The sequence below is a fragment of the Microcoleus sp. S36b_A4 genome (genome assembly GCF_036700645.1).
In the GTDB taxonomy this organism is placed as follows: Bacteria; Cyanobacteriota; Cyanobacteriia; order Cyanobacteriales; family Microcoleaceae; genus Microcoleus.
In genome coordinates, this window is the sequence record NZ_JAUBPI010000084.1 from 1 (window position 1) to 21,754 (window position 21,754).

Consider the following 21,754-nt stretch of genomic DNA (forward strand, 5'->3'; position numbering starts at 1 on the left):
CTTCTGGCGCTTTATTAATGTATCAACTCTCCCCAGAGTTGTCAAGCGTTTTGCGAAAATATTTTTGACTTTTTTTTAAGCCTATACACACCAAGGGTTTCGGCTATCAAGTCGCTCTCCGACCTCCGCTGGCTGACTCCTCTTTTAACTATGGGGTCTTTTTTTTGGGCAAGATTGGACTTTTGAAGGGACGATCTACCGCGCATGGGTAGAATATCTCTACGTGTAGATGTCCTATATATAGATGTTCGATCGCCCGCTTATGAAAAAACCTGCCGCTCGCCCTAGTGCCTTATTCATTACCTGCGCTTCACTGCTGATCGCTTGCACTCAGACGAACACTCCCCAGACATCGACTACAGTATCTCCAGGTACTTCGCCATCTCCGGCAACTTCGCCACAGGGTTCGGCCGCGGGGAACTCTACCGCTATTCCCGTTGGGGTTGGGGTGGCACAAACTAGCAATGTGGCTTTACTGGGTCAGGAACAGGTGGCTGGCGCGAAAATTGCTGAGAAGTATTTCAACGATAAGGGCGGTGTGGATGGGACGCCGATTAAACTGGTGTTCCAAGATACCGGTGGAGATGAACAGGGGACGATCAATGCCTTCAATACTCTGATCAATCAGGATCAGGTGGTGGGTATTGTGGGCCCGACCCTCTCGCAGCAGGCTTTTAGTGCCGATCCGATCGCCGATCGAGCAAAAGTTCCCGTACTCGGCCCCTCCAATACCGCTAAAGGCATTCCCCAGATTGGCGATTACGTGGCCCGAGTCTCCGCGCCTGTGGCCGTGGTAGCACCTAATGCAGTTAAAGCTGCACTGAAGCAAAATCCCAATATTAAGAAAGTAGCAGTGTTTTTTGCTCAGAATGATGCTTTTAGCAAATCTGAGACTGAAACTTTTCAGACAACGGTTAAAGATATGGGGCTGGAATTGGCAACAGTCCAAAAATTCTTGACTACTGATACAGATTTCCAATCTCAAGCCACTAATGGGATAAATGTCAAGCCGGATTTAATCATTATTTCTGGGTTGGCCGCCGATGGAGGCAATTTAATTAAGCAGTTGCGGGAGTTAGGCTACAAAGGCGTTATCATTGGGGGCAACGGTCTGAATACTTCTAATGTATTTCCTGTTTGCAAGGCTCTTTGCGATGGGGTTTTGATAGCCCAAGCCTACAGCCCGGAATATCAGAATGAGATTAATAAGGCTTTTCGTGATGCTTATCGCGCTCAATTTAAGAAAGAACCGCCTCAGTTTAGCGCTCAAGCTTTTACTGGTGTACAAGTTTTTGTTGAGTCATTAAAGGCAATTAATGCTAAGTCTAAGGTTAGCGAAAAGCCATTGGCAGAGTTGCGTACAAATTTGAATCAGCAGTTGTTGGGTGGCCAGTACGATACGCCTTTGGGGGAAATTTCTTTTACGCCTGAAGGTGAGATTAATCAGAAAGAGTTTTATGTGGCAAAGATAAAAATGGAGGCGGATGGCAATAATGGTAAGTTTGAGTTTTTGAAATGAAGGCACGACACGGATTTTGACACGGATACACAGATGAGTTATTGAGTGTGAGTCTGAAGTCACCCCCCCTGCCCCCCAAGGGGGAAGTCAGAAGTCAGATTAAAAATTGGACGTTGCTGATTCACGGTATGAATCAACTTTTCGCTTGATGTTACAAAACTCACCCTACTTGGCTTCTAGCAATTACGAAATCTTGAATTCATACCTGTATTCGGCAAGGTCAAAAATTGTATGCTATTTGTTTTTGAATGATTTAATGTTGATGCCGAATCTCTAACTGGTGATGGACTTAACTCTGTTTTTGCAACAATTTTTGAATGGTTTGTCGATCGGCAGCGTGTATGCTATTTTTGCCCTGGGATACACGCTGGTCTTTTCTATTTTGGGAATTATTAATTTTGCTCACGGTGCAGTATTTACTTTGGGTGCTTATTTCACCTATGCGCTGATGGGAGGTACTTTCGGTTTTAATGGGTTGTGGGCTAATGCTCGAATTCCCCTGCAGTTGCCTTTTGCTGTGGCGTTAATTTTGGGAAGTGTCATGGCTGGTTTGGTAGGAGTAATTGTTGAACGAATTGCTTTTTTGCCTTTGCGCCGCCGACTCTCTGATCCTCTGCTGACGGTGGTTTCTAGTTTGGGTGTGGCAGTTGCGATCGCCAATATTATCCAATATCTTGTCGGGGCGGAAATTTACACTTTTCCTGCTAACACTTACGGCTATTTGCCCGCTGCCATTAACTTTGGGACTGCGGATAAACCAATTCCGATTCGTACTGTTCAAATAGTAATTTTTGCGGTATCTGTAGCTATTGTAGCTGTCTTAACTTACTTAATAAATTTTACTAAATTTGGCAAAGCAATGCAGGCTGTGGCTGAAGATGCTACTACTTCTAGTCTGTTGGGTATTGATACTGATAGATACATTGTTTTGACGTTTTTTGTGAGCAGTTTTCTGGCTGGTTTGGCGGGGAGTTTGGTGGGTTCTAGTGTTAGTATTGCTGGGCCGTATTTTGGTATTGCTTTTGGTTTGAAGGGTTTGGCGGTGATTGTGCTGGGTGGGCTGGGGAGTATTCCTGGGGCGGTTTTGGGTGGGTTTATCATTGGTTTGGTGGAGGCTTTTGTGCCGGGAGATTTTTCGGCTTATAAGGATGCTGTTGCTTTTGCCATATTGTTTATTATGCTATTAGTTAGACCGCAGGGTTTGTTTGGACGGCGTTTGATTCAAAAAGTGTAAAATAGATAATTAGGTGATTAAAATTGGGGCAACCACGGGGGGACTGCCCCTACAGAAACTAATTATATCGGAATGATTTAACCGCAGAGGACGCAGAGAACGCAGAGAACGCAGAGAAAGAGAAGAGAGAAATGAATGATTATGATGGGACTGAATTTGAGATGAAGTTGGTATTTAAGTATGTTTCTTATTTAAAATAAAATCATGGCTGCATTTTTTACTACTTATGGGTTTCTGATTGTCTCGATGTTGTTGGGTGCAATGTTGGGAATGTCGCTATATTTGCCTCTAATGACTGGTCAGTTGTCTCTCGCTAGCCCTGGTTTTTATGCGTTGGGTGGGTATATTGCGGCGATTTTGTCTACGACGGTGTTTAAGCCGACAGGGGGTTTATTTCCACTGCCATTGTTGTTATTGGAGATGATAATTGCAGGGGCTGTTTCGGGGTTGCTGGGGATTGTGGTGGGAATTCCGGCGCTGCGGTTAAGCGGGATTTATTTGGCGATCGCAACTATTGCTTTTGTGGAAATTTTGCGGGTTTTATCGCTGAATCTGGACATCACTGGCGGGGCTGTGGGCATTTTTGGGATTCCGCAACCGTTTGCGACGCCGATCGAGTATTTGTGGATTGTACTACCTTTACTGTTGGTAAGTATGGCAATTGTCTATCGGCTGGAACGGATTCGGGTGGGGCGGGCTTTTGCCGCGATCCGCGCTGATGAGTTGGCGGCTGATGCGATCGGCATTAACCCAACTTTTTATAAGGTTTTGGCTTTCACGTTAGGTGCTGTTTTAGCTGGGGTTGTGGGTGCAGTTAGCGCTCATTTCCTGAATACTTGGAACGCCCGTCAAGGTACTTTTGATGCTAGTATTATTTACTTGACTTCTGTGTTGATTGGTGGTAGCCGAACGTTTCTGGGAGCAGTTTTGGGTGGGATGGTGTTTACTGCTTTGCCGGAGGTTTTGAGGGGAATGGCGACTATTCAGGGATTGCCGCTTTGGTTGGCACAATTTCTGCGGGATGGACGGTTAATTATTTTTGGGTTGCTAATTGTTTTGGGGACGATATTTTTTCCGCAAGGTTTGGTGACGCCGGAGTTGTTGAAGAGGTGGAGGAAGGGCGATCGTACTTCTGTTTAAAATTCATAAATCATCTGGAGTTAGGGAAAAAATCCCGCGCCATAAAACTTTTTATACAAAATTATTAGTCAATAAAGACAAAAATCCTTACTAAAAACGCTTTTGATTGCGGGTAATTAAACAAACATGGTATTCTGCCAAATCTTAATAGTTTTGTCACTGCTGCCGCTAGCCATAAACTCTCCTTCCGGGCTAAAATTAACAGAATAGACCGAGTTATTATGACCCGCAATATTACAAATTTCTTGACCGTCTTTCACTCGCCAAATCTTCAGAGTTTGATTGCTGCTGCTAGCCAGAATCTCGCCATCGGGACTAAAAGCAATAGAATCAACATACCAAGAATGTCCTGTGATCGTTAAAACTTCTTGCCAATCTTTGACCCACCAAATTTTAATGGTATTGTCATGGCTGCCGCTAGCCAAAAACTCTCCATTTGGACTGAAAGCTATGCAGCGAACGGAGTCTGTATGACCTGTAAGTGTGCGAATTAGCTTCCCATCTTTAACTCGCCAAATTTTGACGGTTCTGTCCCAACTGCAACTAGCAATAGTTTCGCCATCAGGGCTAAAAGCAACAAAATAAACTAAATTAGTGTGACCCACAAGGGTGCGAACTTCTTGCCCGTCTTTGACGCGCCAAATCTTGATTGTTTTGTCCCAACTGCTGCTAGCAATCAGAGTTCCATCTGGACTGAAAGCTGCGCCGTAAACTGAGTTACTGTGACCAATCAGGGTGCGGATTCCTTGTCCATCTTTCATCCGCCAAAGTTTTACTGTTTTGTCTTGGCTGCTACTGGCTAGCATTAGTCCGTCCGGGCTGAAAGCTACTGTATAAACTGAGTTAGCGTGTCCTGTGAGGGTGACAATTTCTTGCCCGTCTTCAACTCCCCACAGCTTGATTGTTTTGTCATCGCTGCCGCTGGCTACAACTTCTCCGTTGGGGCTAAAAGCCACAGAGTAAATTAAGTTTTTATGACCTGTGAGGGTGTGAATACATTGCCAGTTATAGGTTTGCTGTTGGGACTGGGCAGGTGTTGGGGCGGGTTTGACTGGCTTGGTAATTGTTTGAGGAATTGCTAGATCGATCGCAAATTGGGGATTAACTTCTTTTAATACTTCAACAGCCGTTTGATAGCGGCGGTTAGTAGCATTTTCAATCATTTTGTCTAAAATTTTCCCTAGTTGTTCACTTACCGGGTTGTTAGCCAAATACTGTCGCCATATCCAGGTATCTTCACCAGGATCGAACAGGTCAAAAGGGGAAACTTGAGTTAGCAAATACAAACAAGTTACGCCTAAACTGTACAAATCGCTGGTAAAAAATGCTTTCCCTCTAGCTTGTTCGGGGGCAATGTATTCGGGGCTGCCGATGCTGGTTCCTGTTTTGAGTAATGCTGTACCTGTAGCAATTTTGGCGGCGCCAAAGTCTACTAGAACTAATTGTTTGTCGGCGCGGCGGATGATGTTTCCGGGTTTGATGTCTCGGTGAATAACGTTGTGGGAATGGATGAAGTGAAGGACGGGTAATAAGCTATTGAGTAAGTCTTGAATTTGATTTTCTGTAAATCTGCCTTCTGTTTCTAAAATTTGTGCTAAATTTTGCCCGTCGATAAATTCTTGGACTACATATTGTCTGCTGTCTTGGATGGAATAGGCTAATAGTTCGGGAATTTGGGGGTGTTTGCCCAATTCGTCTAATCGCATTGCTTCTTGTTCAAAAAGTTCGGCTGCTTTTTTGCTGTTGCGATTGCTTGCGGAGGGGATGAGTTGGGTTTCTGGGGGTAAAAATTGTTTGATGACGCAGCGAGGTTTTGAGGGTTTATCTTCGTCAACGGCGAGGAATGTTCTACCAAAACCGCCTTGTCCGATCGCCTTTATAGCCCGGTAGCGATCGCGCAGCAGCAGTTTTGAACGGCAATTTCGACAAATTTTAGCGGCAGGAGGGTTTTGTGGCTTGGAACAGTTGGGATTTAGGCAGTAACTCATTCGATTTTAGATTTTGGATTTTAGATTTTGGATTTTAACTTTTTGAATATTTCCACAGCGCAGTAAATATTATACCTCTTGCACAAGTCACACTCCTATCGACTTGTAGGGTGCGTCAGACGAATTTCTAGGATGATTATCTAGGATGTATGTTCTGACGCACCTTACTATATATGCCAGTTGCGTCAGTTCTGTTTTAGAAGTTCCACATAACGGGGTTATCGTCTAAATGATCGGTGACTGTTCGCCCGATCGCATCAATCTCTTTTAATTCCTCTTCACTCAATTTTACCTCAGCAGCTTTAGCATTTTCGGCTGCTTGTTCCCCGTCGCGCGCGCCGACAATTGCATTTGTTTGTGGCTGGGAAATCAACCAAGCTAAAGCTAAGTTGCCCAAGCTTATCTGGTGGCGATCGGCAATTGGCCTGAGTTGACTTAATGCTGTTTGCACTCGGTCGTAATTTTCTTTGATGAACAGCTTATTTTTGGCGCGGTGGTCGCCTTCTTCAAACTTGTGTTCTGGCCCGAATTTACCTGTCAATATTCCTTGAGCTAGAGATGAATAGGCAATGATTGAGATATGATTGTCCACACAATAGGACATAGCATCTTTTTCTACCCAGCGCCAAAACAGAGAATATGGCGGTTGCAAGCTGTCGATGCGTCCGTATTGGGCGGCTTCTTCTATTTGGGCGCGGGAAAAGTTTGAAACGCCGATCGCGCGAATTTTTCCCTGTTCTTTTAACTTGTTCAGGGCGTCCATTGTGTCTGCAATTGGCACTAATTCGGAATTCCAAGTGCCAGCGGGCAAGTGGATTTGTAAAGGTCGATATAATCGGTGTTGAGGTTTTTTAGCGATCGATCGCAGGCTTCGATTACCAACTCGGGTTTCAGGTGGTTGGCGAAAACTTTGCTAGCATAAACTACTTGCGATCGCACATCTGAAAGCGCTTGACCGATAATTTGTTCCGAATGCCCTTCTCCATAAACCTCAGCCGTATCAAAGGTGGTAATACCTGCCTCAAAAGCGGCGCGCATTGCTTTGACAGTTTCAGCATCCTCAATTCCCACCCACATCCGCTTCCCAGCTTGCCAAGTCCCCATAATTATCGGGGTAATCTGAATTTGTGATGTTCCCAATTGTCGCTTTTGCATACCCTAAGTCCTCATTTATATTTTTAGTATTCACCCTCAAGCTCTCTAATCTTAACAGAAAAAAGTTGGGTAGTCATGCACAGTAATTCTATCATTTATTTTGCAATAAAGTGTGATGTACAAAGTTAAAAACTAAAAATGGGATAATCTCACTTTTGCACCTAAAGATCGCGAATTAAATAACTTACAATTTTAATTGTTATTGTGGGATGGGCGTCCCACTTTCAAGAGTGGAAGTTATTTAATTCTCAATCCTAAGCTAGAAATTGGAGCTAGGAGTCAGGAGCCAGTAGGAAACAAGTCAAAAGCAAGAAGGAAGAAGCCAGACAAAGTGTTTTTAGAATATGAAGTTTTCCCATTATGGTAGTCTAAAACTACCTTGTAAAGCAATAACTTAATCTTCTAAAATCACTTCTGCATTTTGTGTTGCTTGAGAACTTTAGCGGGACTGATAAATGAAATGCCCTGAGAAGAAGAGGTACTAATCATGACAGCTTCAATGACAGGATCATAAACCGTTTTTTCTGCAACCCACTCCACAATAAAGTTTGCACCTGAGCCTCCACTTGTATCATCTGCTGCAATAAAAAAGTCTGTGGAAGCAAGCGGCTTGAGTTCTACTGGACTCTTAATGTCCTGCCTAATCAATTTCCCATCATTATCGTAGTAACGCACCGAAGTGATAATAATTGAATTTGTCAGATCCGTATTGCGGATACTGAGCGTCGCTGACAAATTCATAACATTATCCTGGCTATTGTAGTGATAAATATGTGAGTAAATAGGGACATATACGGTTTGTCCCATCACAACTTTTGTTTGATCTAACGGGACTGCTCTCAGTGAGGTTTCACGTTTTGTATCAGGTTGTTGTCTTGGTGAGGTAGTTTGGTCTGAACAAGAACTCAGGACGATCGCCCCTAGCGCCCAACCAACCCAGAAATCATGTTTCAACTTCATCGGCATTCATCCAAATACACCACATACATTGCAGTTACGTATAAAGCAGAAAGCAGAGTGCACCTTCTCTCTCGTTTGAGGCGGCTTAGTGATAAGGTTTGAGTGGCAGTTCAACCTGGAAAGTTGAGCCTTTGCCCACTGCACTTGTCACCTGTATTTGTCCGCTGTGTGCCTTGACAATTTGTTCGACGATCGCTAACCCCAGCCCAAAGCCTCCACTCTCCTGCGAGCGATCAGTGTCTACTCGATAGAAGCGATCGAAAATATAGGGTAAGTCCGCTTCTGGAATACCGATTCCCGTATCGATTATCTGAATAACTGCCAAATTGGAATGAAGAACTAGGCGTATCTGTATAGTTCCGCCAACGGGAGTATATTTACAGGCATTGTAAAGCAAGTTTTCGACTACTTGCCGTAGCAAATCAGGATCAGCCAATAATTCAATCCGTTGTTCCGGTGATTCGCAGGTTAGTTTGATATTTTGGACTTCTGCAAGTGCGAGAAACTGGGTTGCTAAATTGCTGAGGAACTCGTTGAGATTGATTAACCTGAGCGATTCCGGCGCAAGTTGCCCCTGATGACGAGCCAACAGCAGTAAATTATTCACGAGCGCTCCCATTGATTTTGCGCTATCTACAATGTTTTCTAAGGGAGGATGGTAACGTGAATCATCACCCGCGATCAGCAACCCAAGCTGGGCATTAGTGAGAATGGCAGACAGGGGCGATCGCAACTCGTGAGAGGCATCGGCTGTAAAGCGCTGAAGCTGCTGATAGGCTTGCCGAATCGGTTGCATCGCCAGCCCGCTGAGAAACCAACCTGTGAGGGCAATTAAGCCCAGTGTCAGCGGGACAGCGAGAGTTAGCACAATCTGAAGCTCAGTGAGCCTGTTTTGAGTTTCTGTCAAAGGAGTTGCAACCTGAAGATAACCGAGTACCCCAGTTCTACCTTCAACGGGTAATGTCACCTGACGCAGCCAGATTCCTGTTCCCAAAAGTGGATCGGTCGATCGAACTGTGAGATAACCAAAGGGCGTATTTAACTGCTCTGGGGAAGGAGTCCCAAAAAAACGAACGAGCCGCCTTTGTGCGTTATACCAGCGTACATAAATCAGATCTTCTGCAAGGGGATGAGAACCACTGCCTAACAAAGGGACATGACTCAGATCGACCTGGTTTTGGTTTTTGCGAACTTCATAATGTACGCTGGCAGCCATGACTCTAGTTTTGTCATACAGCAGTCGGTCAAGGGCTTCTAGTTTATCTTTTACCTCAATCTGATAAATCACCCCTGCAAACAGCACGAGAATGCTTCCCATGGAGAGGGTGAACCAACGAGCCAGATTGCGACGACTTTGATTAAACACGACTTGCCTTCACGATCGTTACTTTTCAGGGGAAGTGAGGCGATAACCCATACCGTAAATGCTCTCAATCCAGTCTGCCGATCCTACAGCCTGCAAGCGTTGGCGGAGTTTGCGAATTAGAACCGTAATTGCATTGCTCTCTGGTTCAGTCCCCCATTCCCACACAGCTTGTTCAATCTGATTCCGAGTCAAAACCTGTCGAGGATGACGCATAAAATACTCCAACAACTGAAACTCGCGACTGGAGAGGGAAACAGTTGCACCTTGTCGCTCAACAGTCAGAGTATCGAGGTGGAGTTGTAGATCCTCAAGGCTGAGCGTATCTCCTTGCCAAAGGGGCGATCGTCGTCTTAATGCCCGCACTCGTGCCATAAATTCAACCAAATCGATCGGTTTCACCAGGTAATCATCTGCACCTGCGTCTAAGCCGGTCACTTTTTCTGGCGTGGTATCTCTTGCCGTGATCATCAAAATCGGCGCTGTTTTCCCTGCTGCTCGATATTGACGACAGAGATTTACCCCACTGATATGTGGCAACATCCAGTCCAAAATCAACAAATCATATTCTTTTTCTGATAACAGCCACTGTGCCGTCTGTCCATCTTTTACCCCATCCACGCTATGTCCTGCTTGAGACAGCACTGTTTGAAGTGGCATCAGTTGCTTTGGATCGTCCTCCACCAGCAAAACTCTCATATCTCGGCTCGCCTCCTTCGCAGCTTGCAGTTTTAAGAATTATTAGAGTTTGAGGCGATTCGCGCATCTTCTTTAAGCTAGATTTTAGGAGATATCCAGTTGTATTAAAGTGCCAATATAGCAATCCTAAATGATTCAGATAAATTTGTAGGGGTAGTGCTAAGAGTGCCTACCCCCTATCTATCGGGCAACCACGGGAGGATTGCCCCTACAATAATTATGCACATGATTTAGGATTGCTATAGATAGTAAGAGCCTCAGAATCAATGGGAAAGAATAGCGGATGATTAGACGTTGGCTGCAAGTCTCAGGCGCAGAGTTTTGGTTGCCATTGCCGTTTGTGGCGATCTCGTTTTGGGTTGGTTCCAGTTTCCTAATGGCTCAAGAATTACAACAACCCCAGATAGTAAAGAATAAACTTCAGGCAGATACCCAGCTTAAAGCAACGGTGTCTGTCAATATATTGCTGATCAACGCGGTGATTAACCGAAAACAAGGAACCACCCAGGTTGCGGTAGAAACAGCAGAACCCATTTTGAAGCGATTGGAATTAGAATTGCCCATGACTGACGCAACCCAGATAGAGGCAGCCATCGCGCAAGAACTACAGTTATCACGTCAAAATGTTCGCCAGTTAGTCCGTTACGAAATCGTTGAATAAGTTTATTGTTTCAATATTGCGATCGCATCCAGTAGACCTCTTGCAAAAATCCTTTTTATCAATTGATGGGACAGGCAAGATGCCCATCCCACAAGAGTTATTTTTTTTGTGGGATGGGCATCTTGCCCGTCCCATTTATTTTTGCGATCGCATTCTGTCAAATAACGCTGGCAAATCCATAAGTTTTCTCGCTGGGAGCGAGCAATTCCTCAAGCGGCAAGAAGCGTCCAATACTCTTGCCGCTTGAGGATTAATAACTACTGAGTGACGATTTCGTTATTGATTGAAACATTCGCTGCTGTTTGCCGAGCAATTTGTTCTGCCAATGCTTTTTGTTCTGCCGTTTGAACGCGCCCTGTTAACACAATCGAATTATCCCGATCGTCTGCTTCCAAATCGAATTGCTTGAGGGTGCCATCGGAGTCTAAAGCCTCTTCTACGCGATCGGCAATATCGTCAATGTCTTGATTCTGAGGCGTCTGTGCGGTCGTGGTTGCAGGCGCTGGAGTGGTTGGAACAGTCGTATTTCCAGTGGCAGTTGTGGGAGCAGAAGTAGATGGAACAGTTGTCTGCGAAGTATTAGGGGAGGTGCAAGCACCTAAACCCAAAATTGCAACAGTGCTGACGCTGATTCCTTGCACCAATAGCTTTAATAATTGCATATTCTTTGTTTGTTTTGTTTGTTGTGAAACGCAATTTTGCCGATAAAACTCAGGATGAAGTCTTTGAGCATTTCAACTTAACCAGTGAATGTAAAAGAGTTCATCTATCAAAAGTAATGTTTTTGAGAAGCCTATTAATAAAAGGCAACAATAAATCAAATCCAGTGAACTAAGGTTGGCAAATCTATAAGTTATCTTAATCGGTTCTCTGCCTAAGTATAGGGAGCAAATGTGATCCAAATGTGAGTAACAGAAATTAGTCGCTCACTTTTCCCTCACTTTCATCAATGACGCTAGAAATAAGACGAAATAATAAATAAGCAGTTGGCTTGACCAGAAACGTTATGACTGCAACCAATGTAGAAAAATTAGTAGAACACTCTTGGCATCACCTCTCTGTCGAGAAAGTGGCTCGGATTTTAGAGACTGATCTGGAAATAGGTCTATCTTCTGAGGTGTCAGCCGAACGGCGCGAGATCCTCGGCCCCAATCAACTAACGGCTCAGAAGCAGCAAAGTGCCTGGTTGCGATTTTTTCAGCAACTGAATCAGCCGCTAATCTACATTTTGTTAGCTGCTGGGATAGTAACAGCATTTCTGAAAGAGTGGATTGATTCAGGGGTAATTTTTGGGGTTGCTCTGACGAATGCCACCATTGGTTTCGTTCAAGAGTCAAAGGCAGAGAATGCGATCGCCGCTTTAGCAAAATCTGTTGCAACTGAGGCAACCATTCTCCGCCACGGTCAAAAGCAAGTGGTTTCATCCAGTGAACTGGTTCCTGGCGATCTCGTCTTGCTGTCTTCTGGGGATAAAGTGTCTGCGGATCTGCGACTGATCGAAGTCCGTGACTTACAGGTTGATGAATCAGCGTTAACGGGAGAATCTGTCCCGGTTCAGAAGCAATCCCAGGCGCTAGAGGCAGACGCTGCACTGGCAGATCGCACGAACATGGCCTATACCGGCAGCCTGGTAACGTTTGGACAGGGACGCGGACTCGTCGTCAGCATCGGTGACATGACCGAGACGGGACACATTTCCCAACTCATGCAGCAAAGTACCACACTGGAAACCCCACTGAGTCGCAAAATTGACAAATTTAGCAAAACCTTGCTCTATGTCATTTTAGCTTTGGCTGCCTTCACCTTTGCAGCAGGCATTGCCCAGAGATTTTCTTGGGTTGAGGTGTTCAAGGCATCTGTGGCGCTTGCCGTCAGCGCAATTCCTGAAGGTTTACCCGCGATTTTAACGGTGACACTGGCGATCGGGGTTTCCCGGATGGCAAAGCAGCACGCCATTATTCGCAAACTTCCGGCAATTGAGACGCTGGGGAGCACCACCGTGATTTGTTCTGACAAAACCGGAACCTTGACTGAGAATCAAATGACAGTTCAAGAGATTGATGCCGGTGGAAAGCGATATCGGGTTAGCGGTGGAGGATATGCACCAGACGGGGAAATTTCTGTAAATGGACATTCCGTTGACCTGGCGATCGCACCTGCCTTATATGAATGCCTGCAAGCAGGACTGTTGTGCAACGATTCGCATCTAGAAGTGCAGGATGGAAACTGGACTGTAGTCGGTAGTCCAACCGAAGGGGCGCTGGTTGCGGTAGCCCAAAAAGCGGGGTTAATTACTGAGAAACTGGAGGAAGCGTTTTCCCGGCTCGATACACTGCCGTTTGAATCTCAGTTTCAATACATGGCAACCTTACATGACGATCGCCCAGAACGGTTGATTTATGTCAAGGGTTCGATTGAGGCAATTCTCAAACGGTGTCGCCAGATGCTCGATGAACAGGGAGAGGCGAGATCCCTCAACCCCGCGCCGATCGAGCAAACCGTGGACAGAATGGCAAAAAAAGGGTTACGAGTTCTGGCACTTGCTAAGAAAGTTGTACCCGCTTCTCAATCTTCAATTGACCATTCTGATATTGAGCAAGGGTTAACTTTTCTGGGGTTGCAAGGCATGATCGACCCGCCTCGCCCCGAAGCCATTCAAGCGATTCAAGCCTGTCGATCTGCAGGAATTCAGGTCAAGATGATTACGGGCGATCATGCCAAAACAGCAGCAGCGATCGCGCACCAAATGGGACTAAATCAAACCCAAGAGGCTCCCGTTTTTACCGGTCAAGAACTCGCTCAAATGAACCAGCAGCAATTCGCCAATGCTGTTGAACAAAGCTGCGTGTTTGCTCGTGTCGCACCAGAGCAAAAGCTCCGCATTGTCGAAGCACTTCAGTCTAAGGGCGAGATTGTGGCGATGACTGGAGATGGAGTTAACGATGCTCCCGCCCTGAAGCAAGCTGACATTGGGATAGCGATGGGTATTACAGGCACCGAAGTTACAAAAGAAGCAGCGGATATGCTGTTGACAAACGACAACTTTGCTTCGATCGAGAAAGCAGTTGAGGAAGGACGCACGGTTTATAAGAATCTGCTGCGGGCGATCGCCTTCATCCTGCCCGTGAATGGTGGAGAGTCCATGACCATCTTGATTGCCGTACTTCTGGCAACCCCACTACCCATTTTACCAGTACAAATTCTCTGGCTGAATATGGTCAGTTCAGTTGCATTGAGCTTACCGTTGGCATTTGAGCCGCCCTCTCCCAATGTCATGCAACAGCCACCTCGACCTGCCAATGAACCGCTTCTGTCTCGTAGGCTGACCGCTCGGATTCTGACAGTTTCGGTATTTAACTGGATTGTGATCTTTGGGATGTTTGAATGGATCGTCCAAACCACAGGTAATGAAGCTCTAGCCCGGACGATGGCAATTCAAGCATTGGTGGCGGCCGAAGCTTTTTACCTATTAAGCATCAGTCGCTTCGTTCCGGCGATCGTCGCCAAACTACGCGGTAAAGATGAATCAGTTGGCTATGCGGTAGCGATCGGCATTGGGGCTATTTTCATTCTCCAATTCCTGTTTAGCCAATGGGGCATTATGAATCAGTTATTCGACACAGAAGCTTTGGATCTAATCCAAGGCTTAATTTGTATCGGATTCGGACTGCCAATGATTCCTTTGTCAGCTTTGCTAAAGCGTTTTGCACCTCTGAACTAAGTGGTTTTTGTGATACGGCTATTTGCCAGCAACTTTACACACTATTTACCAAATTTGTAGCGTTGAATATTAAATATTTCTCATGAATTACCAAAACCTCAAACGTGCTAGCGGTCTATTTACTAATCATCGAAACGCAGAGCAGGCGCTAGTTGAGCTAAAAAGCCGGGGCTTCCCCATGCACAAGATTTCAGTGATTGCTAAACCTTCTGACCATGATGATTTGGACTCTTTGGGAGTGCAGCAAATTTTAATCACAAGAGCAACAGGTGCACAAGTAGGCGCGATCTTAGGCAGCATAGGACTAGGTTCATTAGCGTTAATTGTTGGACTCAGCAGCCTGCTAATTCCCGGTATTGGTCAGGCATTAGCGCTGGAAAGCCTTTTAGCAACTTTCGTTGGAAGTGGGATTGCTGCAACTGCTGGCGGTCTATATGGCGCACTTCAAGGATGGTTGGTGCCAGAAGAACAAGCAAGAATTTACAACGGCAGATTTAACCAGGGAGATTATTTGATCGTCATGGAGGCAAGAGAAAATGAGATCGTGATTGCTGAACCTGTCCTTAAACGTTGGGAGATTCTGACGTGGCGTGTCTGTGATGCTACCTAAATTCAAGGTCAGAAAGGAGGATTACCTTCGAGGAATTTAGTCCCGCGAAATAGAACGTCTAAAACCACTTAAAAATTTGACGGTCGATGATTTTGGGCGATCGCTCTCTTACTCCTGACATACGGATCGACAAGTTCCACCACCCGCCGATTCGGCAACCGCGATCGGGTCGGCAACACTTCAGAAGAGACTGTTAAAAAAAATTAAAAACCAGCACAATTAAGAGCAATTAGCATCCTGTAAGGGTTGGGAAATCATCCATATCTACCAAAAAAATTGCACTTTAAAAACGATCAGATCGCCGAGGCCACCCATAAATCTCGTTTCAGCTTCTTCAGCATTCATCCAAATACACCACATAAATTGCAGTTACGCCTACAACAGAGTGAACCGTCTCCTGTAGACTAAAACGGTAGTTAATCTGTTAATTTCTTTGAGGAAAACGAGTTTATGGGAGGAGTATCGGTGATAGAGTCGATTGTAGCGCAACAAACTCCCTTGGGCAGCGAGCCTGCTACAAATAGCCAAACGGCAGGAGTCATTCCTGAATTGGTCATCATCTTGATCATTCTCCTGCTGATTGCCACTGTTGTGGCACTCGTAACTCAACGGTTGCGAATTCCCTATGTAACGGGCTTAGTGTTAGCAGGCTTGCCGATTACGGAGGTTTTGTCGCGTCGAATTGGTTTAGACCCATCTTTAGTATTAAATCTTTTTCTACCCATTCTTATTTTTGAAGCATCTATCAATACGGATATCAGCCGTCTCCGCAGTACCTTTAAGCCGATCGCGCTGCTGGCGGGTCCAGGCTCGATCTTTTCCTCAGCAATTATCGCTATTCTGGTTAAATTTGGGCTAGGACTAGACTGGATTCCGGCGTTACTGATCGGAGTCATTCTAGCAAACACTGATACCGTCTCGATGATCGCGGTTTTTAAGGAGATCCGTGTGCCTTCTCGATTGTCCACCATTGTTGAGGGAGAAACTCTGTTCAATGATGCGGCTGCTCTAATTTCATTTAATTTGCTTTTGGTAATTTATGCGACAGGCTCTCTCACCCCTATACAAGGCTTGAAGGAGCTGCTCGTGGTTGCTTTAGGTGGGGCAGTGGTCGGGGGTGTTTTAGGTTATTTGAGCGTGCCGATATTTGTTCGCTTAAACGATCCGTTGAGTAGCCTTTTGCTAACCGTCGCTCTAGCATTGGGAACCTTCCAAATCGGACAATTTTTAGGCGTATCGGGCGCAGTGGCGGTGGTCATCACCGGACTTGTTTTTGGCAACATTGGGCTGCCTCGCAGTTCGTCTGCCTCGGATCGGATTACCTTGCTGAGTTTCTGGGAATACGCTGGTTTTGGCGTCAATACGTTTATTTTCCTGCTGATTGGGATTGAAATTAACCCGCTAACGCTGTGGAGAATTTTGCCATCCATTTTATTCGTCATTCTGGCCTATCAACTGGGACGAATTCTCTCGGTCTATTTGTTCTTAGCGGGGCTGCGCTGGTTCGATCGCCCCATTCCGCTACGCTGGCAGCACATTTTGGTTTTAGGGAATATTAAAGGGTCTCTATCAATGGCCTTAGCTGTTGCCATTCCCTTGACCCTACCAGGACGGGATAACATCATTGCCCTGGTGTTCGGTGCAGTTTTATTCTCCTTGGTCGGACAGGGATTAAGTTTACCGTGGATGGTAAAACGACTAAAAATTAGCCGTGTTTCTGATATAATGCAGGAAACTGGGCAGTTACAGATTCAGTTGATCGCTTCCAAAGCGGCTCAAGATGAGCTAGATAGTTTGCTGAAATCTGGCGTGTTGCCCAAGGCAGTTTACGAGGAGTTATGGGCATCGTATCAAGCACGAATAGCACAGTCTGAGCGAGTGCTGCGCGATCTCTACAATCAACATCGAGCAGGGCAACTAGAGGGCGATCGCAGCGGGCTAGATACGATTCGACGGCGATTGCTTTTAGCAGAAAAAGGAGCCGTTAGCGATGCCCTCCGCAAGCGAATTGTCCCAGAGGATCTGGTTCATCCTTACATCAAAGATTTGGATGAGAAACTTCTAACGTTGGCAGATGACTAGCCCGAATGCCGAGGTAATCAATCATCTGGTGAACTAGCTCTGGACGGGTGACGACCAAGATAGTAGAGCCTGCTTCAAGAACTGTATTGCCGTTCGGAATCTCCAGATTGGCGCAGGCATGGCATTGATAACCAATAATCAGCGAACCTGTTGGAAAACGAGGGTCTTGAGCAATTTGAGCAACAGTGCGACCTGCCACCTTGCAATCGCCTGGAACTGGCAGCTTTAGTACCTCGACTTGCCCGTGTTCAAAGTGCATCATAGACTCGATTTGGGGGTATTCAATCGCATTCGCCATTGATGCAACTGCCAAATCAATAGTGCTGATGATGTGACTGGCTCCGGCAAGTCGATAGGCTTCCATGAATTCGCGATCGCGCATTCGCACCACAATATGGGAAATGCCATAGCTTCTGGATAGGGTGATCAGCGCTAAATTCAGTGCATCGTCCCTGAGTGCAGCAACGACGGCGTTTGCTTGTTTAATTCCGGCTTCCAGAAGCACCGTTGTGCTCACGGCACTGCCTTCAAATGCCATCACTCCGATTTTTTCTCGAGCAAAGCGACAGGCCAGCGGGTCGGCATCGATGATTGCAACCGTATGACCGACTTTTAATAACTGCTGGGCTAAACCTAGCCCCATCATTCCTGCTCCACCAATTAATACGTACATGACTATTTGTCACCCCAAAAATTAACTTTACAGAGCGATCGCTATTAGCGATCTTGTGTTGGGTTTCTATCAGTTTAATCGGCTTGTGGGGTGGCTTATACCGGGCTTACTTATTACCTGTTCCACAGTTAATTTAATCTGTTTTTGGGGTAGGCATTGCTAGCCTGCCCCTCAAGGGATGTTCCTCAGTTAAGTGCGTAGCGGGAACGCTACATAATCTTAGGCACTTTAAAAAACTCCCCATCGCGATCGGGAGCTCCCTCCAAAATACTTTCTCCCTTAGCAAAAGGTTGCAAATCGTCTGATCGCATTACATTACTAACATCGATCGCCCGCGTTGTCGGCTGCACCTTACTTGTATCTAGTTCACTCAATTGCTCGAAATAATCCAAAATACCGTTAAGTTGACCAGTAAACTGCTCTTCTTCTTCCGGCGTTAATTCCAATCTCGCTAAATTCGCGACTTTCCGAACTTCTTCTCTGTCTATCATAAAAATTGGGAATGGGGAATTGGGAATGGGAAATTGGGAATGGGGAATTGGGAATTGGGCATAGGGAATTGGTTATTTGTTATTAGAGAAACGACTAACTACCAACTATTAACCACTAACTATGCCCCATGCCCATCCTAGTTAAAAATACACATCAATTTGCGATCGACCTGTCGTCTTCAGCCAATTTTGTACCTCAATGTAATTGTTCGGGGCCAAGCGAATAGCCTCCTTCCAATAATCTGCAGCTTTATCAAACAGCCCTTCCGCCCCTTCAATATTGCCAGCTTCCTTTTCCTTTTCCCCTTGATAGTGGTAAATTACAGCAATATTATTTAGTGCTTGTGGCATTCTCGGATTTAGATCCAAAGCCTCGCTGTAATATTCCAAAGCTTTATCGTGTTCGCCGTTGCTAGTATGGATCAGCCCCATATTGTACAAGACATAACTGCGATCGTAAGGATCTTCCTCCAGCTTCAGCGCTTCATGATAATTGTCCAGCGCTTCAGCATATTCGCCATCTGCTTGAGCTGACATACCATCCCGGTAATAAGCAAAAGCTTCCTTCGCCTGCTTTTTGGCTGGCATAATCTTGAGGATGATATCAGCCATTACCGTGAAACTTTTGTCAATAAAGTTATCGTTGCGTTGAGTTCTTGGCATATGCGATTCTTTGGTTAGTGGCTAATCCGAAAAATTAGCCTGTAAAGTTTTCCTATTAATAATTGCGCCACTGTTGTAGTGGGCCGTTGTGTTGAGAGCGCTAAAAGGTTTAGTCGATCGCAAGTGCGAACCTTAAAACACGCCCTTGGGTTTAACACCCGCGCAAGCTCTATCTATTTTATATAAGTCTTGCAAGACTGGCAAAAAAACTAGATTTCTTTAACATATCTCTGGCACTCTACACAAAACTTACAAAAACCCGCGCCGAAGGGAAAAGTTCTGCTGGAGGGTGGAGGGGCAATCCTCTCCTCTTCGATGGCTTACCTTCGGATTGCTTTGGTAACGCCAACGGGCGATCGCACATTGTACCTTACTAACTGTACCCATAATCCCGCTCCTTGGCCCTCAGAGCAAACAACCAAATACCCTGCCTAGGAGAAATTCCATCACAAAGTTTTATGAAGCTATCCGAGTTTAGCCCATACTTAAAAGCTATTCGGCAAAACACTAGCAATATTTTGCCCCAAAGTCAATCGATTTTAGATTTTAGATTTTAGATTTTAGCATTGACCCCACGGATAAATTCGGGGGGCAAGTTTCTCGGATACAGGTTTTTTATTTCTGGACGAATGAATCCGGGGGCTTGTATCCTGGATGCTTGATTGTCAAGGGCAGCCTCAAAAAAAATCAGAAACCCGATCGCCAAAACCAGCTCGAATTCCCGCAATATATAATAAAAATAACCGGGTAATTTTCACAGAGAGAAACCTATGGCTCCGAATCCCACCATTATGCAAGCCGTCGAACAACTTGGCTACCGCGTTACGGTTGGAGACGTGGCGGCAAAAGCTGGATTAGATGTCAATTTTGCCCAGCGAGAACTATTAACCCTCGCCTCCGAAGCAGGCGGCAACCTGCAAGTAGCAGAATCCGGCGACATCGCCTACCTATTTCCCAAGAACTTTCGAGATATTTTGCGAAACAAATTCTGGCGCTTGCAGTTGCAGGAATGGTGGCAAAAAATCTGGCGCATTTTATTTTATCTGATTCGGATATCTTTCGGCATAGTGCTGGTAGCTTCCATCCTCTTAATTTTTGTTGCTATCACGGTTTTACTCTCCAGCGGCGATAGCAATAACAACAGCGGCGGAGGAGGAGACGGTGGTGGAGGGGGCGGCAGAGGCGGCGGCTTTTCCTTTTTTCCCTACTTCTGGAATGACCTAATCTGGATATTTTACTGGAACCATGACCAACCATACTACCAGCAGCGATCGCGCTTAACTGGCCAAAAACCCGAGATGAGTTTTCTGGAAGCAGTTTTCTCCTTTCTCTTTGGAGACGGCAATCCCAATCACAATCTAGAAGAGCGCAAGTGGAGCGATATTGCCGCCGCAATTCGCAACAACCGAGGCGCCGTCGCCGCCGAACAAATTGCTCCATATCTAGACAATCTCGGACAAGGATACACCCGAGACTACGAAGAATATATGTTACCGGCTCTCGCCCGTTTTGACGGCCGCCCGGAAGTCAGTCCCGAAGGGCAAATAGTCTACCATTTTCCGCAATTGCAAACCACAGCCACCGATAGAAATTCTGAACCAGTAGCAGCTTATTTGCGAGAAATGCTGTGGCGTTTCAGCAACGCCAGTTCCGGTCAAATTATGCTTGCAGCAGGGTTAGGAGCTGTTAATCTTGTGGGTGCATTAGTTTTGGGTAATCTATTAACTAATAATTTAATTGCCGGTGGATTTATCGGTTTCGTCAGCGCTGTTTATCCCATAATCCTGATTTATGGCGTCGGATTTCTCGCCATTCCTTTAATTCGCTACTTCTGGATTCAGTGGAAAAATAGCCGGATAGAATCCCGCAATCAAGAGCGTCAGCAGCGAGCAATGTTATTAAACGAACCCGATGCCAACTTACTCAAAAAACTGACCTACGCCCAGGAATTTGCAGCAGAAAACGTTCTGACTGGAGAAGACTTAGCTTATACAACAGAAACTGAATTAACCCAACAAGAACTAGAACAGTCAGCCAAAATAGATGCGGAATGGCAGCGCCGGATTGGTCGCTCGGACAACTTGTAATACTAATGAAAAAAACAGTTCTTTGTTGTTAACTTAGGTGGCACTAAAATCTTGCACCCTTTTCAAGAATAGGCAGGATGCCTGTTCCACAATAAAATATTTTTGTTGGGGAACGGGCTTTTAGCTCGTTGTTAATAATTGTGGAAAATATCAATTTTTATTGAGGTCATAATTTTTATACTCGGACTTTTATTAAATAAGCTTAGGGCGTTTAAAAATTAAACAATTTTGGTCATACTTCGAGTCGTGATCCAGAGCCACAAGTTCCCATCCTTCCTCCCCCAAATGATTGACAAATAGATGCAGCGAGCCTTGTTTCCAATCTCGCTGTTCTTCACCGTTTACATATAAACTAATCAGCTTGTTTCCAAAAGGATACATATTCGCATCCACAAATAAATACTCCCACTTTTGCATAGCAATCCTTAATGTAGTTAGTCATTAGTCATTAGTCATTAGTCATTAGTCATTAGTCATTAGTCATTAGTCATTCCCAATACTTAAGCTACGGGGTTCCTGGCCTGCCACTACGCGGTTCCTGAGCGTAGTCAAAGGGCGGTACAAGTTCCCACTTTCCAATTCGCAATTCCCTGTATTCAGGACACGGAAGCCACGGATACAGAAATAGCTGTTTTTCCATTCTTCCTTCTTCCTTCTTCCTTCTTCCTTCCCCCTGACATCCGTTATATCCGTTACATCCGTGGAGCG

The 21,754-nt window shown here is 45.4% G+C and carries 18 protein-coding genes and 1 pseudogene; 9 read left to right on the top strand and 10 right to left on the bottom strand.

What is annotated here, in order from left to right; genetic code table 11:
• Window positions 1-262 precede the first annotated feature (262 nt).
• The 3 genes from QUA03_RS22300 to QUA03_RS22310 all read left to right on the top strand — a co-directional run bounded on the left by QUA03_RS22300 (window position 263) and on the right by QUA03_RS22310 (window position 3,893).
• Complete coding sequence (locus QUA03_RS22300) at window positions 263-1,519, top strand: ABC transporter substrate-binding protein (RefSeq protein WP_333215048.1); 1,257 nt, start codon at window positions 263-265, stop codon at window positions 1,517-1,519.
• Between the two features lie 283 nt (window positions 1,520-1,802).
• Window positions 1,803-2,753: a branched-chain amino acid ABC transporter permease gene (locus QUA03_RS22305; RefSeq protein WP_333215050.1), complete on the top strand. Its 951-nt coding sequence runs from the start codon at window positions 1,803-1,805 to the stop codon at window positions 2,751-2,753.
• A gap of 204 nt (window positions 2,754-2,957) precedes the next feature.
• On the top strand, window positions 2,958-3,893 hold the full coding sequence (locus QUA03_RS22310) for a branched-chain amino acid ABC transporter permease (RefSeq protein ID WP_333215052.1): 936 nt from the start codon (window positions 2,958-2,960) through the stop codon (window positions 3,891-3,893).
• A 116-nt stretch (window positions 3,894-4,009) separates the two neighbouring features.
• On the opposite strand, the gene QUA03_RS22315 is transcribed toward QUA03_RS22310, so the two are convergent.
• The 5 genes and pseudogenes from QUA03_RS22315 to rppA all read right to left on the bottom strand — a co-directional run bounded on the left by QUA03_RS22315 (window position 4,010) and on the right by rppA (window position 10,058).
• Window positions 4,010-5,881, bottom strand: coding sequence for a serine/threonine-protein kinase (locus QUA03_RS22315; protein WP_333215054.1), 1,872 nt, complete (start codon window positions 5,879-5,881; stop codon window positions 4,010-4,012).
• 196 nt (window positions 5,882-6,077) lie between these two features.
• A pseudogene (locus QUA03_RS22320) lies at window positions 6,078-7,036 on the bottom strand (aldo/keto reductase).
• A gap of 408 nt (window positions 7,037-7,444) precedes the next feature.
• Window positions 7,445-7,996 carry a DUF3124 domain-containing protein gene (locus QUA03_RS22325; RefSeq protein ID WP_333215056.1) on the bottom strand — a complete coding sequence of 184 codons (552 nt, stop codon included), beginning with the start codon at window positions 7,994-7,996 and terminating at the stop codon, window positions 7,445-7,447.
• A gap of 85 nt (window positions 7,997-8,081) precedes the next feature.
• A complete protein-coding gene (locus QUA03_RS22330) occupies window positions 8,082-9,362 on the bottom strand; it encodes a HAMP domain-containing sensor histidine kinase (protein ID WP_333215058.1) in 1,281 nt (426 codons plus the stop codon).
• 18 nt (window positions 9,363-9,380) lie between these two features.
• Window positions 9,381-10,058, bottom strand: coding sequence for a two-component system response regulator RppA (gene rppA, locus QUA03_RS22335; RefSeq protein ID WP_333085832.1), 678 nt, complete (start codon window positions 10,056-10,058; stop codon window positions 9,381-9,383).
• A gap of 283 nt (window positions 10,059-10,341) precedes the next feature.
• Here rppA and QUA03_RS22340 point away from each other — a divergent pair, with 283 nt between their 5' ends.
• Together QUA03_RS22340 and QUA03_RS22345 are read left to right on the top strand one after the other, a co-directional pair.
• Complete coding sequence (locus tag QUA03_RS22340; RefSeq protein WP_333215060.1) at window positions 10,342-10,719, top strand: hypothetical protein; 378 nt, start codon at window positions 10,342-10,344, stop codon at window positions 10,717-10,719.
• A 79-nt stretch (window positions 10,720-10,798) separates the two neighbouring features.
• Complete coding sequence (locus QUA03_RS22345) at window positions 10,799-10,966, top strand: hypothetical protein (RefSeq protein WP_333215061.1); 168 nt, start codon at window positions 10,799-10,801, stop codon at window positions 10,964-10,966.
• A 10-nt stretch (window positions 10,967-10,976) separates the two neighbouring features.
• On the opposite strand, the gene QUA03_RS22350 is transcribed toward QUA03_RS22345, so the two are convergent.
• Window positions 10,977-11,381: a BON domain-containing protein gene (locus QUA03_RS22350; protein WP_333215063.1), complete on the bottom strand. Its 405-nt coding sequence runs from the start codon at window positions 11,379-11,381 to the stop codon at window positions 10,977-10,979.
• Window positions 11,382-11,725: 344 nt separating this feature from the next.
• On the opposite strand from QUA03_RS22350, the gene QUA03_RS22355 reads away from it, so the two are divergent.
• The 3 genes from QUA03_RS22355 (at window position 11,726) to QUA03_RS22365 (ending at window position 17,132) form a co-directional block, all read left to right on the top strand.
• A complete protein-coding gene (locus QUA03_RS22355) occupies window positions 11,726-14,440 on the top strand; it encodes an HAD-IC family P-type ATPase (protein WP_333215065.1) in 2,715 nt (904 codons plus the stop codon).
• An 82-nt stretch (window positions 14,441-14,522) separates the two neighbouring features.
• Window positions 14,523-15,050 carry a hypothetical protein gene (locus QUA03_RS22360; protein ID WP_333215067.1) on the top strand — a complete coding sequence of 176 codons (528 nt, stop codon included), beginning with the start codon at window positions 14,523-14,525 and terminating at the stop codon, window positions 15,048-15,050.
• Between the two features lie 450 nt (window positions 15,051-15,500).
• The gene (locus tag QUA03_RS22365; protein ID WP_333215069.1) at window positions 15,501-17,132 is read left to right on the top strand and encodes a sodium:proton antiporter; all 1,632 of its coding nucleotides are present in this window, start codon (window positions 15,501-15,503) and stop codon (window positions 17,130-17,132) included.
• On the opposite strand, the gene QUA03_RS22370 is transcribed toward QUA03_RS22365, so the two are convergent.
• The 3 genes from QUA03_RS22370 to QUA03_RS22380 all read right to left on the bottom strand — a co-directional run bounded on the left by QUA03_RS22370 (window position 17,089) and on the right by QUA03_RS22380 (window position 18,959).
• The gene (locus tag QUA03_RS22370) at window positions 17,089-17,805 is read right to left on the bottom strand and encodes a TrkA family potassium uptake protein (protein WP_333215071.1); all 717 of its coding nucleotides are present in this window, start codon (window positions 17,803-17,805) and stop codon (window positions 17,089-17,091) included. The two genes, QUA03_RS22365 and QUA03_RS22370, sit on opposite strands and share 44 nt — an antisense overlap.
• Before the next feature lie 209 nt (window positions 17,806-18,014).
• Window positions 18,015-18,296, bottom strand: coding sequence for an Asp-tRNA(Asn)/Glu-tRNA(Gln) amidotransferase subunit GatC (gene gatC, locus QUA03_RS22375; RefSeq protein ID WP_006635952.1), 282 nt, complete (start codon window positions 18,294-18,296; stop codon window positions 18,015-18,017).
• Between the two features lie 141 nt (window positions 18,297-18,437).
• On the bottom strand, window positions 18,438-18,959 hold the full coding sequence (locus QUA03_RS22380; protein WP_333039118.1) for a photosystem I assembly protein Ycf3: 522 nt from the start codon (window positions 18,957-18,959) through the stop codon (window positions 18,438-18,440).
• A gap of 770 nt (window positions 18,960-19,729) precedes the next feature.
• Here QUA03_RS22380 and QUA03_RS22385 point away from each other — a divergent pair.
• Window positions 19,730-21,046, top strand: a complete 1,317-nt coding sequence (locus QUA03_RS22385) for a hypothetical protein (protein WP_333215073.1) — start codon at window positions 19,730-19,732, stop codon at window positions 21,044-21,046.
• Window positions 21,047-21,238: 192 nt separating this feature from the next.
• On the opposite strand, the gene QUA03_RS22390 is transcribed toward QUA03_RS22385, so the two are convergent.
• The gene (locus QUA03_RS22390; protein ID WP_015174403.1) at window positions 21,239-21,463 is read right to left on the bottom strand and encodes a hypothetical protein; all 225 of its coding nucleotides are present in this window, start codon (window positions 21,461-21,463) and stop codon (window positions 21,239-21,241) included.
• Between the last annotated feature and the right edge of the window lie 291 nt (window positions 21,464-21,754).

Coding starts and splice junctions, on each gene's coding strand:
- QUA03_RS22300 (WP_333215048.1), top strand. CDS start 263: ATGAAAAAACCTGCCGCTCGCCCTAGTGCCTTATTCATTACCTGCGCT.
- QUA03_RS22305 (WP_333215050.1), top strand. CDS start 1,803: ATGGACTTAACTCTGTTTTTGCAACAATTTTTGAATGGTTTGTCGATC.
- QUA03_RS22310 (WP_333215052.1), top strand. CDS start 2,958: ATGGCTGCATTTTTTACTACTTATGGGTTTCTGATTGTCTCGATGTTG.
- QUA03_RS22315 (WP_333215054.1), bottom strand. CDS start 5,881: ATGAGTTACTGCCTAAATCCCAACTGTTCCAAGCCACAAAACCCTCCT.
- QUA03_RS22325 (WP_333215056.1), bottom strand. CDS start 7,996: ATGAAGTTGAAACATGATTTCTGGGTTGGTTGGGCGCTAGGGGCGATC.
- rppA (WP_333085832.1), bottom strand. CDS start 10,058: ATGAGAGTTTTGCTGGTGGAGGACGATCCAAAGCAACTGATGCCACTT.
- QUA03_RS22340 (WP_333215060.1), top strand. CDS start 10,342: ATGATTAGACGTTGGCTGCAAGTCTCAGGCGCAGAGTTTTGGTTGCCA.
- QUA03_RS22345 (WP_333215061.1), top strand. CDS start 10,799: ATGCCCATCCCACAAGAGTTATTTTTTTTGTGGGATGGGCATCTTGCC.
- QUA03_RS22350 (WP_333215063.1), bottom strand. CDS start 11,381: ATGCAATTATTAAAGCTATTGGTGCAAGGAATCAGCGTCAGCACTGTT.
- QUA03_RS22355 (WP_333215065.1), top strand. CDS start 11,726: ATGACTGCAACCAATGTAGAAAAATTAGTAGAACACTCTTGGCATCAC.
- QUA03_RS22360 (WP_333215067.1), top strand. CDS start 14,523: ATGAATTACCAAAACCTCAAACGTGCTAGCGGTCTATTTACTAATCAT.
- QUA03_RS22365 (WP_333215069.1), top strand. CDS start 15,501: ATGGGAGGAGTATCGGTGATAGAGTCGATTGTAGCGCAACAAACTCCC.
- QUA03_RS22370 (WP_333215071.1), bottom strand. CDS start 17,805: ATGTACGTATTAATTGGTGGAGCAGGAATGATGGGGCTAGGTTTAGCC.
- gatC (WP_006635952.1), bottom strand. CDS start 18,296: ATGATAGACAGAGAAGAAGTTCGGAAAGTCGCGAATTTAGCGAGATTG.
- QUA03_RS22380 (WP_333039118.1), bottom strand. CDS start 18,959: ATGCCAAGAACTCAACGCAACGATAACTTTATTGACAAAAGTTTCACG.
- QUA03_RS22385 (WP_333215073.1), top strand. CDS start 19,730: ATGGCTCCGAATCCCACCATTATGCAAGCCGTCGAACAACTTGGCTAC.
- QUA03_RS22390 (WP_015174403.1), bottom strand. CDS start 21,463: ATGCAAAAGTGGGAGTATTTATTTGTGGATGCGAATATGTATCCTTTT.